This is a genomic window from Kineococcus sp. DHX-1 (assembly GCF_042473625.1).
Taxonomy (GTDB): domain Bacteria; phylum Actinomycetota; class Actinomycetes; order Actinomycetales; family Kineococcaceae; genus Kineococcus.
Map to the genome: position 1 here is coordinate 4,063,102 of NZ_CP170445.1, position 13,508 is coordinate 4,076,609.

The following is a 13,508-nucleotide window of genomic DNA, read 5'->3' on the forward strand; positions in this document are numbered from 1 at the left end:
GGTGTTGTCAGGACTTCACGGCGCCGCCCGTGACACCGGCGGCGACGTACCGCTGGGCCAGGACGAGCAGGGCGATGGCGGGCAGCGACGAGAGGACGGCCGTCGCCATGATGGGCGACCAGTCCGCGACGAAGCTGCCGACGTAGGTGTACAGCCCCAGTGTGATGGGGCGCAGGTCGGCGGTGGTGGTCAGGGTGAGGGCGAAGAGGAAGTCGCCCCAGGCGAACAGGAACGTGAACAGCCCGGCGGTGATGAGCGCGTTGCGGCTCATGGGCAGCACGATCGAGAAGAACGCGCGGACGTGCCCGGCCCCGTCGACGTAGGCGGCCTCGACGATGGAGGCCGGGATCGACCCCATGAACGCGCGCATGAGGATGATGGAGAACGGGATGCCCGCCGCGGAGTCGGCGAGGATCAGCCCCGGCAGCGTGTTGAGCAGCCCGAGGTCGCTGTACGCGGAGTAGAGCGCGTTGGCGACGACGATGCCCGGCACCATCTGCGTGACGAGGATCCCGAACAGCACGACCGTCGCCCAGCGGCCGAGCTTGAAGTGCGCCATGGCGTAGGCGGCGGGGGTGGCGACGAGCAGGCTGAACACGACCGCGCCGAGGCTGATGAGCAGCGACGTGACGAGGTTGCGGCCCTGCTCGGAGATGGCGGTGGTGTACCCGCGCAGGCTGAAGTCGAACGGGAACCACGGGGTGGCGACCGCGTTCCCGGCCGGCTGCAGGGAGACGTTCACCATCCAGTACAGCGGGAACAGCATGAACGCCAGGATGAGGATGCCGATGACCGTGTAGACCGGGCGCCGGGGCTCCTTCCCGGTCGGCCGGACGTCAGCGCCGGCCTGCACGCGTGTGGGGACGACCGCGCTCATTCGTCGACCGCCTTCCGGTTGATCCGCAGGTAGACCACGGCGAACACGAGGGAGATGAGGATGAGGATGTTCCCGAGCGCCGCGCCCTGGCCGAAGTCGAACTGCCGGAAGGACATGTCGTACGAGAACGTCGAGATGGTCTGCGTGGAGTTCGCCGGCCCACCGTTGGTGAGGCCGAGGATCACGTCGAGGACCTTGAGCGTGTAGACGACCCCGAGCACGAGCACCACCGTGACCACCGGCCGCAGCATGGGCCACGTGATGTGCCGGAACGCGCGCCAGCCGGTCGCGCCGTCGAGGGCGCCGGCCTCGTAGAGCTCCTCGGGGATTTCCTGCAGACCGCCGTAGAGGATCGTCATGTTGAAGGGGATGCCGAGCCAGATGTTGACCCCGATGACCGCGACGAGCGCGAGCTGCGGGGAGGTCAGCCAGTTCGGGTTGAGGTCCAGCCCGGGGATCGCGGACAGGATCCGGTTGAGCGCACCGTTGTCGGTGTCGAGGATCCACCGCCACACGGCCGTGCCGGCGATCATGGGGATGAGCCAGGGCAGCAGGATGAGCGAGCGCAGGACGCCGGACAGGGCGAACCGCTTGTGGAAGAAGAGCGCGATCGCCAGCCCGAGGGCGAACTGCCCGACGATGGACCCGGCCGTGAAGAGCACGGTGTTCCACAGCGTGCGGTCGAAGATGGCGTTGCCGACGACGGCGCTGTAGTTGCTGAGCCCGACCCACGGGGCCTCACCCGTGTAGAAGGTCTTGGTCGTGTACTCCTGGAACCCCATGAGGACGTTCTTGACGACGGGGTACCCGAAGAACAGGACGAGGTAGACGACCGCGGGCACGATGAACGCGACCTCGACGAGCCGGGTGCGGAGCTTGTGCCCCGCGCCCCGCCCCGCCGGCTCCGAGGCCGGCGGGGCGGTGCGGGAGGCGACGCTCGTGGAGCCCACGGAGGCGTCAGCCATTCTGCGCCTGCTTGAGCGCGTCCTCCGGCGTCATCCCACCGACGAGCGCGTTCTGGACGGCGGTGTAGATCTTGGTGGCCGCCTTGGGCCACTCGGCGCCGAGCTCACCGGTGCGCGCCCGCAGGTCGGGGACCTGGTCGGCGAACGCCGTGAGGTTCGGGTTCTGGGAGGTGACCTGGCCCGCCAGGGAGGGCTTGGTCGGGACGGTGCCCGTGCCGAGCGAGATCTTCACCTCGTTCTCGTCGCTGTTGAGGCACTGGACGAGCTCGGCGGCCTTCTTCTGCTTGTCCTTGTCGCCCGTCTGCGGGACGGTCCAGGCCTCCCCGCCGAAGGGCGAGACGGTCTTGCCACCGGCCTGCGGGACGGGGATCGGGACGATGCCGTACTCGAGGCCGGAGGCCTTGTCGAGGGTGCCGAAGTTCCACGGGCCGTTGATCATCATGGCGGCCTTGCCGGCGGTGAACTGGTCGGCCACGTCGGCCTGGGTCCAGTTCACCGAGGACTGCGACAGCGACTTCGAGTCCATGAGGTCCTTGACCAGCTGCAGCGCCGCGGCGGTCTGGGGCGTGTCGATGTCCTTCTCGTCACCGCCGTTGGACCACATGAAGGGCAGGAACTGCCAGGTGCCCTCGTACGTGTTGACGTTGGACATCGCGAACCCGTACTGCTCGCCCTGGGTGAGCTTGGCCGACGCCGTCTTGAGCTCGTCCCACGTGGTGGGCGGGGTGACACCGGCGGCCTCGAGGACCTTCTTGTTGTAGAACAGCGCGATCGTGTTCGTCACCGGCTGCAGGCCGTAGAGCTTGCCCTCGTACGTGGACGCCTTGAGCACGCCGTCGGCGACGCCGGAGGAGTCGACGCCGAGGTCGTCGAGCGGTGCCAGCGCGCCGGAGGCGGCGATCTGCTGGACGTCGGGGTTGTCGAGCATGAGGACGTCGGGCAGCGTCTTGGACGAGCTCTGCTGCAGGACCTTCTGGATGAGCGACTCACCGGGCACGGACTCGCGGGAGATCTTCATGCCCACGGTCTTGCCGCACGCCTCGATGGCGTCGTTCCACAGCGTCTTGTTCGGGTCGGAGTTGTAGTAGTCGAGCACCCGCAGGGTGTCGGAGCTGCCCGAGCTGGCGCTCCCGCCACCGCCGCCGCAGGCCCCGAGGGCCAGCGGGAGGACCAGCAGGGCGGCGAGGCCGGCGCGCTTGCTCGTGCGCCGGGCCGAGGACCGAGCCGTCTGTCGAGCCATCTGGTGTTTCCTCTCCTCTACCCACGGCGTCGTGGGCGGTCGATCGTCGATGCGTATCGACGATGGGCGTGGTGCGCCCGGGCGGGGCACCACGGGGGGTCAGCGCGTTCCGCGTCCCGACGGGCGCGGCGACGGCGGGCGGGACGGACCGGTCCGGTCCAGGGTCTGCGGGTGGGCTCGTCGACCACCGTGCTCGTCGTTCGTCATCCCACCCTCCTCCCTGAGAGCTCCGGACCTCGACCGGCACCCGTCAACCAGGCCGACGGGCCGTCGATACGCATCGTCGATGCGAATCGAGAAACTAGCCTGAGCAGGGGAACCGCACAAGGGGTTCGTCAAGTCCGTCCTCCGGAGGGCCGATGCAGGGTCGTCTCGACCGACCGCAGGGAGCAGCCGTGCCCGTACCCGCCCGTGTCCCCGCCCGCGCCCTCGCGCTGGGGGCCGCCGTGCTCACCCTGACGCTCGCCGCGCCCGCCCAGGCGGCCGTGCCCGCCGAGACCGCGGGGCCGGCCGTCCACGTCGACGCGCTGCGCTGGGTCGAGGGGCAGCCGCGCCTGGAGACGCGCACCGCCGCGGGGTCCGCGGCCGCCGCCCGCCTCGTCCGCAGCCTCGACGCCGACCCCGCCGTCAGCGACGCGCAGGTCCGCACGCGGTACCAGCTGACGCCCACGGGCACGACGGGGTTGCCGGCGCGCCGGCTGCTCGCCACCGACCCCTACCTGCGGTACGCCTACCACCTCAGCACCGTCGACGCCTACGCCGCGTGGCCCACCACGAGGGGCGCCGGGGTCAAGGTCGCCGTCCTGGACTCCGGCGTGGACGGCACCCAGCCCGACCTCGTCGGGCGCGTGCAGCAGATCGGCAACTTCACGACCGAGTCCGACGCCATCGTCGTCGACCACGGCACCGAGGTCGCCACCGTCATCGCCGGCGCCTACGGCAACGGGGTGGGCGCCGCGGGCGTCGCCCCGGACGTGACGATCCTGGCGGGCAAGGTGTGCGAGCAGTCCGGCTGCTCCAGCGACGCCATCGTCGCGGGGATCACGGCCGCCGTCCGGGCTGGTGCGAACGTCGTCAACCTGTCCCTGGGCGGGCCGGACTACAACCGCACGACCGCCGCCGCGGTCCAGTGGGCCACGTCCCAGGGCGTCGTGGTCGTCGCCTCCGCCGGCAACTCCGGCGACCAGGGCAACCCCGTCGAGTACCCGGCGGCCTACCCCGGCGTCGTCTCGGTGTCGGCGTCCACGTCGTCCGGCGCGGCGGCCGCGTGGGCCCAGCACAACGCGTCGGTCGACCTCAGCGCGCCGGGCGAGCAGATCGTCGTGGGCAACCCCGGCAAGAGCGGTGCGTACGCCTACGTGGCCGCCTCGGGCACGTCGTTCTCCGCACCGCAGGTCGCCGCGGCCGCCGCCCTCCTGCGGGCGGTCGCCCCGACGGCCGACACCGCGACGGTCGAGGGCTGGCTCACGGGCACGGCCACCCGGCAGACGTGGCCCGACGGGTACGGGGTGGGGATGCTCGACGTCGCCGCCGCGGTGCGGGCCGCCCGGGCCGCCCAGGCCTCGCCGCCGCCGAGCACGGCGACGCCGCCCGGCCCGGTCAGCGTCCCGCGCGCCCGTCGCGCCCTGCGTCCGGTGCCGGTCGTCGTCACCCCCTGAGCCTCAGGAGGGCCGCGCGAACTCCGTCCGGTCGATCTCACCGAGCAGCTCGGGCAGGGAGTCGAAGACGGCGGCCGCCCCGGCCCCGGTGAACTCCTCGACGGAGAAGCCCCCCGTGCGGACGGCGAGGCTGCGCATGCCCGCGTTGCCCGCGGCCTCGCAGTCCCAGACGGAGTCCCCCAGCAGGACCCCGGACCGTCCCGAGACCCGCTCCAGCGCCACCTGGAGCAGGTCCGGCGCGGGTTTCGTCGCGTCCGCGTCGTCGGACGTCGTCCACCCCGCGACGAGGTCGCGCGCGTCGAGCAGGTCGAGGTAGCTGTCGACGTGCGCCCCCTTGCCCGAGGAGGCCAGCACCACCGTCCACCCGCGGCGGCCGAGTTCGGCGAGGAGGTCGCGCGCCCCCTCGAAGGCCTGCACCTCGGGCAGCAGCGGGTCGAACTCCTCCACCCAGGCGTCGCGGACGTCGTCGCCGTGCGCGGACTCGAACTCCTCGCCCGCGACCGCCGTGACCAGCTGGTCCCCGCCCATGCCGATCGCCCGGTGCAGCCGCCACACCGGCAGCGTCACGTCGAACCGGCGGAACGCCCGGAACCACGCGATCGCGTGCTGGTAGTTCGTGTCGACGAGGGTTCCGTCGACGTCGAGGACCGCGGTGTCGGGCAAGGGATCTCCTCCGGTTGTCGAGCTTCGGGTCAGACGGTGAGGTCGACGCAGAACAGGTGGCGCGGGTCCTGCAGCAGCGCCGGGGGCGAGACGTCGGCCCGTTCGGCCCGCCCACCCCAGCGCACGGCCCGGCGGTGCCGCACGGACACGCCCTTGCCGGACGCGAACTCGTACTCCCCCACGACCTCGCCCAGCAACAGGGCACCTTCCCGTTCCACGGGCACCGCAACCTCGTCGCCGGGGGTGAGTTCGTTGACGAACGTGTCGAGCACGCGCAGGTCCTTGCCCGGACGCTTGCCCGGCGCGACCTCCTTGAGGAGGCCGCGCAACGTCGCCCCCTCCGCTGCGCCGCGCACGTCGACGTCGATCCCGGACGCCGTCCCGAGCCCGACGACGCCCTCGGTGAGGAACTCCCCCAGCGCCTGCGGCGTCTCGGGCCGGGCGACCCAGACGAGGCGCCCCTGCGAACGCGCCGGCGGTTCCAGCGACGGCGGGTCCGGCCACACGTAGGGCAGGTCGTCGGGGTCGTCGTCGCCGAACACCGGGCGGTAGAACCCGGGGTCCTTGCGCAGCAGCGCCGAGCGGTGGCTGCGGTGCAACGCCTCGTCCCCCAGCCACGGCGGCATGAGGTCGGCCAGGTCCTGCTGGCTGCGGCCCACCACCTGCGGCGCGAACTCGCCGATGAGCCGCTCGGTGGAGTCCGCCCGCCCCCCGCTCGTCCACGCGGCCGTGCAGGCGAGGCCGTACGCGACGAGCGCGGGCGTGCAGCCGCGCCACATGCGCACGGCGGGGTGGTTCACCCAGCCGTAGTCGGGCAGCTCCAGGGCGCGCAGGACCTGCAGCGTCTCCACCCGTTGCTTGCCCAGCCGCGGACCGTCGAGGACGGCCGCCGACCGCGCGAAGTCGGGGTACGGGAGGAACGTCTGCACGCACCCCACCGTTGCGCGCCCCCCACCTCGCCGCACCCCGAAGCGTGCCCGGTGCCGCTGCCCGCCGGTGGGGGGATCGTTGACGCAACCGGCTCACCCTACGAGCGCGCTGCGTCAGCGACCCCACCCGCAGGCGGGCGGCGGGATGGGCTCGTCGAGTCAGCCGGCTCACCCTACGAGCGCGATGCGTCAACGAGCCCAACCCCCGGCCGCACGCGCAGCGGTGACGGAGGGTGCGGCGGTCAGTACCCCGCGTCGAGGTCGACGAGGCCGAGGAGGTCCTCGCCCGCGGCGAAGCGGCGCACGTTCTCCTCGACGCGCTCGGCCAGCAGCGGCACCCGCAGCGACGACGGGTTCGTCGAGTGCGGCGTGACGATGGCGCGCGGTTCGGCCCACAGCGGGTGGCCGTCGGGCAGGGGCTCGGGGTCGGTGACGTCGAGAGCGGCGCCGGCGATCGTCCCGTCGCGCAGGGCCGCGACGAGGGCATCGGTGTCGACGAGGGACCCGCGGGCGATGTTCACCAGCCAGCCCTGCGACCCGAGGGCCGCGAGCTCGTCGGCGCCGACGAGGGCGGCGGTGTCGGCCGTGGCCGGGGCGGCGAGGACGACGTGGTCGGCGACGGCGAAGACGTCGCGGACGCGGTCGGCGGCCCACGTCTCGTAGGCCCCCTCGACGGGGAGCCCGCGGCGGGTGACGGCCAGGACGCGGGCGCCGAGCCCGAGGAACGCCGGGATCATGGCCTTGCCGATGCCGCCGGCGCCGACGATCGCGACGGTCGCCCCGCGCAGCGACGTCTGCACGCCGTCGAGCGCCTGGTTGTCCCACGTCGTGGCCCGGGCGGCGCGGCCGATGCCGCGGATCCCCGCGAGCAGCAGCGCGACGGCCCCCTCGGCCACGGACGTCGAGTACGCCCCCGTCGCCGACGTCCACGTCCGGTCGCGGTCCAGGACCCCGGACTCGACCCAGGACTCGATGCCGGCCGAGGGCAGCTGCACCCAGCGGATCCCGTCGTGCAGCTCTGGCAGGTCACCGTGACCACCGACGACCACGAGGGCCTCCGCGTCGGCCAGCGGGACGACCCGGCCGCCGCCGCGTTCCACCGCCTCGCTCAGCTGCGGGTCGTCCTGCGGTCCGATGTGCACGGCGGGGGTGGGCACGGGGTCTCCCTAGAGCTCGTGGGACAGGTCACGCACGCTGTCGGCCCCCACCCTAGGTCCCCACCCGTCGGCCGCCTCCGCGCTGCGGGTGCAGTTCCGGCCGTCCCGCTTGGCCGCGTAGAGCGCCGCGTCGGCCGCGACGAGCGCCTGCTGCGCGCTCGTGACCTCGTCGAGCGTGGCGCACCCGGCCGAGAACGTCGTCGCTCCGCCGCCGTCGCACCACGTCTGCCGCAGGCGTTCCACGACGTCCATCGCGGGCCCGGTCCCGCTGGCGTGCAGCAGGAGCACGAACTCCTCGCCGCCGAAGCGCGCCGCGTAGTCGTCGCGGCGCAGGTGCGTGGCGAGCATGGCGCCGAACTCGCGCAGCACCTGGTCGCCGAACGCGTGGCCGCGGGTGTCGTTGAGCTGCTTGAAGTGGTCGAGGTCGCAGACGACGACGGTGTCCCCGGGGACGAGGCGGACCATGCGGTCCTCGAGGTCGCGGCGGTTGCCGATCGTGGTCAGCGGGTCCGTCCGGGCGTCGCGGACGAGGACGTCGGCCGCGGCCCGCTGCCGCCGCGCGAGCTGGGCGAGGAGTTCGGCGACGAGCAGCCAGGTGCAGGAGACGACGACGGTGCGCACCACGACGGTCGGCTCGAGGGCCTCCGAGGACAGCAGGTACAGCGGCACCGCGGCGGGCAGCAGGCCGTACGCCGTGTGCGGGGGCAGGAAGACGCCGACGTAGACGAAGCAGAGGACGAAGAACGGCACGTAGGCCCCGGCCACCTGCTCGGTGCCCCGGCCGAGGACGGCGAGCGCCACCATGACGGCGAGCGGGAAGACGATCGGCGCGCGCGGGGACCACCGCTGCCAGGGCAGCACGCTGCTGAGGCCGAGCAGGACGACCGCGGCGGCGGCCACTGCGGTGAGGACGAGGACGTCGGCCGTCCCGGGCGACAGCACCCAGACCGTCAGGGCGACGAGCGTGCCGGTGACCAGCAGCAGCGCCCGGCCGGCGACGACGGCCGGGCCGCCTCCCCGCCAGCGCGACGGCACGTGGGCCAGGCCACTGCGAAGCCACGGGGGCACCCACGCGGGCACCCGGGGGTGGTCGTCACCCGGTACCTGCGGGGCGGCCGCCCCGAACACGGGATGTTGGCTCACCCGCCCCACCGACTCTCCCTACTAGATACGCTGCGTAGTGGTGCCCTGACACATTGCCACGTTCGGGTGATCCTCCGCAGGCGTCTCCAGGGTCTCGTCGGCGGTGCCGATGCCCAGGGGGTGAACCACGCCGCGCCGGGAGTCCCGGTCCGCGACACCCCGCGGCACGCCTGGACCCGGTGGCTGCCGCAGGGCCACGCGCTGTCCCCGGCCGAGTGGCGACGCCGCCACCGCTGGGTCTGCGCGGTGCTCCTCGTGCACGTCCTCGTCGTCCCCGCCTACGCCGTGGCCTGGGAGCTGCCGCTGCTGCAGGCCGCCGGGTTCGGGGCCGTCCTGGCCGTCTTCCTCGCCGCCGCCGGCTTCGACGACCTGCGCCGCTACCTCGCCGACGACCCCGCCCTGCCGGCCTGGTCGCCCGCGTGGCTGCGCTCGTGCGCCGCGGCCCTCGGCCTCGTCGTGGCCTCGGGGGAGATCGTGCAGATCTCCTCCGGCTGGACCGAGGCGCACTTCCACTTCTTCGTCATGGTCCCCGTCGTCGCGCTCTACGAGGCGTGGGCGCCGTTCACCGTGGCCGTCGGGTACGTCCTGTTCCAGCACGGGATCGTCGGGACGCTGTACCCGCAGATCGTCTTCCACAACGCGACCGCCCACCACCACCCGTGGCAGTTCGCGGTCGTGCACGCCCTGCTCTTCGCGGCCGCCTGCACCGGGTCCCTCACGATGTGGCGCCTCGCCGAGGCCTCCCGCGTCCGGCAGGGGGTGCTGCTGGAGCAGATGCAGCACCGCGCCCTGCACGACCTGCTGACGGGCCTGCCGAACCGCGCCGCCCTGCGCGCGGCCCTGGAGACCGAACTGGTGCACGGCGACGACGACCTCGCCGTGCTCATGGTCGACCTCGACCGGTTCAAGGAGGTCAACGACACCCTGGGCCACGCCTGCGGCGACGACCTCCTGCAGCAGGTCGCCGTCCGGCTCGGGTCCGCCGTGCGCGACGGCGACGTCCTGGCCCGGCTCGGTGGTGACGAGTTCGCCGTCGTGCTGCCCGGCAGTTCCGCTCGCGACGCCCGCGTCGTCGCCGACCGGATGCGCCTGGCCCTGGCCGGCGACCTCGTCGTGGCCGAGGTGGCCGTCGACGTGGACGCCAGCATCGGGATCACCGGACGCCGGCACGCCGCGACGTTGCGGGACCCGCTCGACGACGGCCCCGGGGACGTCACCGACGAGATCGAACTGCTGCTGCGGCAGGCGGACATCGCGATGTACTCGGCCAAGACCCGGCGCACCGGCGTCGCCGTCTACGACCCGGGCGACGACGAGAACTCCTCCCAGCGCCTCAGCACCCTGGCCGAACTGCGCGCCGCGCTGGAGGTGGGCGGGGACGAGCAGTTGCACCTGCACTACCTGCCCGTCGTGGAGATCTCGACGGGGTCCGTCCGGACCGTCGAGGCCCTCGTCCGCTGGCGGCACCCCACCCGCGGGCTGCTCCCGCCTGCCGCGTTCGTCCCCGCCGCGGCCGAGACGGCGCTCGCCGAACCCCTGACGGCGTTCGTGCTCGCGCGCGCGCTGCGCCAGGTCGCGGCCTGGCGCGAGGAGGACCTGCAGGTGCAGGTGTCGGTCAACGTGCCCGCGCGCTGCCTGCGGCCGCAGTTCGTGACGACCGTCCTCGACGCGCTGGCCGCGGCGGGTCTGGGGTCGCACTGCCTGCGGCTGGAGATCACCGAGGGCGGTGCCCTGCACGAGGACCGCACGGTCGCCGAGGTCCTCGTGCGGTTGCGCCAGTCCGGGGTGAGCATCTCCGTCGACGACTTCGGCACGGGACTGGCGTCCCTGTCGGCGCTGCGGACCCTGCCGGTCGACGAACTCAAGCTCGACCCCGAACTCGTGCACGGCCTCGCCGGGGACGACCCGTTGGCGCGCAACGCCGACACGGTCCTCGTCCGTTCCATCGTCGACATCGCGCACGGGTTGTCGTTGCGCGTCGTCGCCGAGGGCGTCGAGACGCCCGCGCTGGCCGCCGCCGTCGCGGCCGCCGGGTGCGACCTCGCCCAGGGTTTCCACCACTCGCACCCGTTGCCCGCCGAGGAGGTGCCGGCGCTGCTGCGCGGTACCGCCCCGGTCGTGTCCGGCTAGGTCCCGGTCGCGGGGAACCTCGCGGCCGCCTACGGTCGGACGTGTCCCCCTCGGAACTCCCCGCCGACCTCCCCCGTCCGTCCGCCGTCGTCCTCGACGTCAACGAGACCCTGTCCGACCTCGGCGCCGTCGCCGCCCGGCTGGCGTCCGTCGGCGCCGGACCGGCCGTGGCGGCCCGGTTCCTGCCCGCCGTCCTGCGCGACGGTTTCGCCCGGACGCTGCGCGAGGACCCCCTCCCCTTCGCCGACGTCGCCGCGGACGTCCTGCGCACCGAACTCGCCGTCGAGCGCCTCGACCGCCCCCTCGAGGACGCGGTCGCGCACGTGCTCGGCGCGTTCGACGAGGTCGTCCTGCACCCCGACGTCCCCGCTGGGCTGCACCGGTTCCGCGCGGACGGCGTCGTCACGGTCGCCCTGACGAACGGCGGTCTGGCGACGTGCGAGGGTCTGCTGGAACGCGCCGGGGTCCGCGAGGACGTCGTCCACGTCCTGTCCGTCGAGACGGTCGGGCCGTGGAAACCCCACGCCGCCGCCTACGGGCACGCCCTCGACGTGTGTTCGCTCGCCCCCGAAGAGGTGCTGTTCGTCGCCGTCCACCCCTGGGACCTCGACGGAGCGGCCGGTGCGGGGATGCGCACGGCGTACCTGGACCGCGCCGGGACGGGCACCTACCCCCGGCACGCGACTCCGCCGAGCGTCACCGCCCGCGGGCTGGACGACCTGGCCGAGCGGGTCCTGCGCGACTGAGCCTCAGGCCAGCGGACCGGCGCGCAGACCCCGTCCCGTGCGGGTCCGGGGCTGGGGCAGCGAGGCCGTGGCGCCGGGGTCGAGCAGTCCGGCGGCCTCGCGCTCGGTGTCGGCGAGCCGTTCCCGGGCCGCCGCGTCGGCCGAGGCCGAGACGGCGCTGGGGTCGAGGAACACCTGCGTGATCGAGGGCACCCGGCGGCGCATCTCCTCCTCGGCGCGCGTGCAGACGACCTCGACCTCACGGGCCGTGAGCTCCTCGGCGAACTGCACGCGGCCCGCGACGAGGACGTTCTTCGGGCCGAGCTGCATGGTCAGCACCTCCTGGACGCGCACCACGGCGTCCTCGGCCGTCAGGACCCGGACGGCCTCGACCCGCACGGCAGGGTCGGCGGCCTCGCCGATCAGGAGTTCCTTGGTGTCCCGGCCGAGCAGGACCGCGACGACGGCCAGCAGCGCGCCGATGACGATCGAGCTCAGCGCGTCCCAGACGTTCGACCCCGTCACCTGGTGGGCGATCGTGCCCGCGAGCGCCACGAGGACCCCGAGGACCGCGATGCTGTCCTCGCTGGCCACGGTCTTGACGGTCGGGTCGGGGCTGCGGACGACGTAGGTGAGCAGCCGCCGACGGGCCGACGCGGCCTCGCGCACGACCTGCCGCAGCGCCTTCAGCAGCGACCCGCCCTCGAGCAGGATCGAGACGCCGAGGATCGCGTAGATGACGACGAAGTGCTGCGTCGACGTCTCCTCGACCTCGCTGGTGAGGGAGTGCACGCCCTCGGCGATGGAGAACACCGCACCGGAGACGAAGATCCCGACCGCGGCGAGCAGCGACCAGAAGAAGCGTTCCTTGCCGTAGCCGAAGGGGTGGGTCCGGTCGGCCGGCCGGTCCGCCCGGCTGAGGGAGAGCAGCAGGAAGGCCTCGTTGAGGGTGTCGGCGACCGAGTGGGCGGCCTCGGCCAGCAGCGCGCTCGACCCCGTCACCACCCCGCCGACGCCCTTGGCGACGCCGACGCCGACGTTCGCCAGCAACGCCACGAGCACTGTTCCGCGGGTTTCCTCAGCCACGCCCTCCGATGTATCCCAGCGCGGCCCCCGGCGCGCGCCGACATCACCCGCCTCACCGCGCGTCACTGGCGATCTACGGAGCGACGCCGCTACGGTGCCCACACCCGACGAGAGGAGTCCGGCCGTGCGTCTGCTCCGCGGACCGCGACGAAGCGCGCACCTGACGCCGGAGGCCCGACGGGTCCTGGACGACCTGCGCCGCGACGGCATCGCCTCGACGGACCTGGCGGCGCTGCTGGGCACCGGGGCGGGCACCGAGGCCGACGAACTCCTCGCCGAGGTGCTGTCCCGCACCGACGACCTCATCGCCGACCAGAGCGCGGACATCGTCCACCGGCGCCGCCGGCTCGTCGCCGACCCGGGCAGCCGGCGTGCGGTCCCGCGCGACGTCGACCTGCTCGGCAGCCGCCCGCCCGTCGACCCCGAGGACCCCTACGCGCGCTTCCTGCGGCACCCGCTCATCAGCGGCGTGGCCGCCGCGCACTGCCGCCGTCAGGTCCGCATCTGGGACATGAACGGCGTCCTGACGCTGGCCAGCGCCCCCGCCGCCGAGGTGGGCTGGACGCGGGACGCGGGTGCGCACGGCCTCGACGTGCACCTGCACCTGACGGCGGTCCAGGACGGCGTCGGACCCCTCAGCTACGTGCGGACGTCGCACCGCCGTGGACGCAAGGGCGACCGCGGCGGGGACCACCTCGCCGACCGCGACGTCGAGCGCGCCTTCGGCCCCGGCTGCACGACGACGGCAGAGGGCTCGACGGGGACCGTCGTCTTCACCGATCCCCGTGGGCTGCAGCGCAGGGTACGCCCGACCGTCCGCGACCGCCTCCTCCTGCAGGGCCGTTTCTCCACCCGAGGTGGGTACGAGCGCGCCGTGCTGCTCCCCGCCGAGGAGGTGCCGCGCAGCGCGCTCGCGGACTTCGCGCTCGCCTGAG

Annotated in this window: 12 protein-coding genes; 4 read left to right on the forward strand and 8 right to left on the reverse strand. The window is 73.5% G+C overall.

Features of this window, described 5'->3' with window-relative positions:
- Window positions 1-7 precede the first annotated feature (7 nt).
- The 3 genes from ACFEMC_RS19525 to ACFEMC_RS19535 are packed head-to-tail and all read right to left on the reverse strand — an operon-like array spanning window position 8 to window position 3,082.
- Window positions 8-877, reverse strand: a complete 870-nt coding sequence (locus ACFEMC_RS19525) for a carbohydrate ABC transporter permease (protein WP_380171161.1) — start codon at window positions 875-877, stop codon at window positions 8-10.
- Complete coding sequence (locus ACFEMC_RS19530) at window positions 874-1,842, reverse strand: carbohydrate ABC transporter permease (RefSeq protein ID WP_380171162.1); 969 nt, start codon at window positions 1,840-1,842, stop codon at window positions 874-876. The genes ACFEMC_RS19525 and ACFEMC_RS19530 overlap by 4 nt, the downstream gene beginning before the upstream one ends.
- A complete protein-coding gene (locus ACFEMC_RS19535) occupies window positions 1,835-3,082 on the reverse strand; it encodes an extracellular solute-binding protein (protein WP_380171163.1) in 1,248 nt (415 codons plus the stop codon). The genes ACFEMC_RS19530 and ACFEMC_RS19535 overlap by 8 nt, the downstream gene beginning before the upstream one ends.
- 395 nt (window positions 3,083-3,477) lie before the next feature.
- Between ACFEMC_RS19535 and ACFEMC_RS19540 the strand changes: the two genes are divergently transcribed.
- Entirely contained in the window at window positions 3,478-4,740 is a 1,263-nt protein-coding gene (locus ACFEMC_RS19540) for a S8 family serine peptidase (RefSeq protein WP_380171164.1), read from the forward strand.
- A 3-nt stretch (window positions 4,741-4,743) separates the two neighbouring features.
- On the opposite strand, the gene ACFEMC_RS19545 is transcribed toward ACFEMC_RS19540, so the two are convergent.
- The 4 genes from ACFEMC_RS19545 to ACFEMC_RS19560 all read right to left on the reverse strand — a co-directional run bounded on the left by ACFEMC_RS19545 (window position 4,744) and on the right by ACFEMC_RS19560 (window position 8,632).
- On the reverse strand, window positions 4,744-5,403 hold the full coding sequence (locus ACFEMC_RS19545; protein ID WP_380171165.1) for an HAD family hydrolase: 660 nt from the start codon (window positions 5,401-5,403) through the stop codon (window positions 4,744-4,746).
- Between the two features lie 29 nt (window positions 5,404-5,432).
- Complete coding sequence (locus ACFEMC_RS19550; protein ID WP_380171166.1) at window positions 5,433-6,332, reverse strand: MSMEG_6728 family protein; 900 nt, start codon at window positions 6,330-6,332, stop codon at window positions 5,433-5,435.
- A gap of 242 nt (window positions 6,333-6,574) precedes the next feature.
- Window positions 6,575-7,489: a D-isomer specific 2-hydroxyacid dehydrogenase family protein gene (locus tag ACFEMC_RS19555; RefSeq protein WP_380171167.1), complete on the reverse strand. Its 915-nt coding sequence runs from the start codon at window positions 7,487-7,489 to the stop codon at window positions 6,575-6,577.
- A 9-nt stretch (window positions 7,490-7,498) separates the two neighbouring features.
- Entirely contained in the window at window positions 7,499-8,632 is a 1,134-nt protein-coding gene (locus ACFEMC_RS19560; protein ID WP_380171168.1) for a GGDEF domain-containing protein, read from the reverse strand.
- Window positions 8,633-8,752: 120 nt separating this feature from the next.
- On the opposite strand from ACFEMC_RS19560, the gene ACFEMC_RS19565 reads away from it, so the two are divergent.
- Window positions 8,753-10,762: a putative bifunctional diguanylate cyclase/phosphodiesterase gene (locus ACFEMC_RS19565; RefSeq protein ID WP_380171169.1), complete on the forward strand. Its 2,010-nt coding sequence runs from the start codon at window positions 8,753-8,755 to the stop codon at window positions 10,760-10,762.
- A 41-nt stretch (window positions 10,763-10,803) separates the two neighbouring features.
- Window positions 10,804-11,508 carry a haloacid dehalogenase type II gene (locus tag ACFEMC_RS19570; protein ID WP_380171170.1) on the forward strand — a complete coding sequence of 235 codons (705 nt, stop codon included), beginning with the start codon at window positions 10,804-10,806 and terminating at the stop codon, window positions 11,506-11,508.
- Window positions 11,509-11,511: 3 nt separating this feature from the next.
- Here ACFEMC_RS19570 and ACFEMC_RS19575 read toward each other — a convergent pair whose 3' ends face one another.
- Window positions 11,512-12,573 (reverse strand): cation diffusion facilitator family transporter, encoded by a 1,062-nt coding sequence (locus ACFEMC_RS19575; protein ID WP_380171171.1) that lies wholly within the window; start codon window positions 12,571-12,573, stop codon window positions 11,512-11,514.
- A 124-nt stretch (window positions 12,574-12,697) separates the two neighbouring features.
- Between ACFEMC_RS19575 and ACFEMC_RS19580 the strand changes: the two genes are divergently transcribed.
- On the forward strand, window positions 12,698-13,507 hold the full coding sequence (locus ACFEMC_RS19580) for a hypothetical protein (RefSeq protein WP_380171172.1): 810 nt from the start codon (window positions 12,698-12,700) through the stop codon (window positions 13,505-13,507).
- The last annotated feature ends 1 nt before the right edge of the window (window position 13,508 follow it).

Excerpts from the sequence above, each read along its gene's own strand:
- ACFEMC_RS19530 (WP_380171162.1), bottom strand. The coding sequence starts at position 1,842 with ATGGCTGACGCCTCCGTGGGCTCCACGAGCGTCGCCTCCCGCACCGCC.
- ACFEMC_RS19525 (WP_380171161.1), bottom strand. The coding sequence starts at position 877 with ATGAGCGCGGTCGTCCCCACACGCGTGCAGGCCGGCGCTGACGTCCGG.
- ACFEMC_RS19535 (WP_380171163.1), bottom strand. The coding sequence starts at position 3,082 with ATGGCTCGACAGACGGCTCGGTCCTCGGCCCGGCGCACGAGCAAGCGC.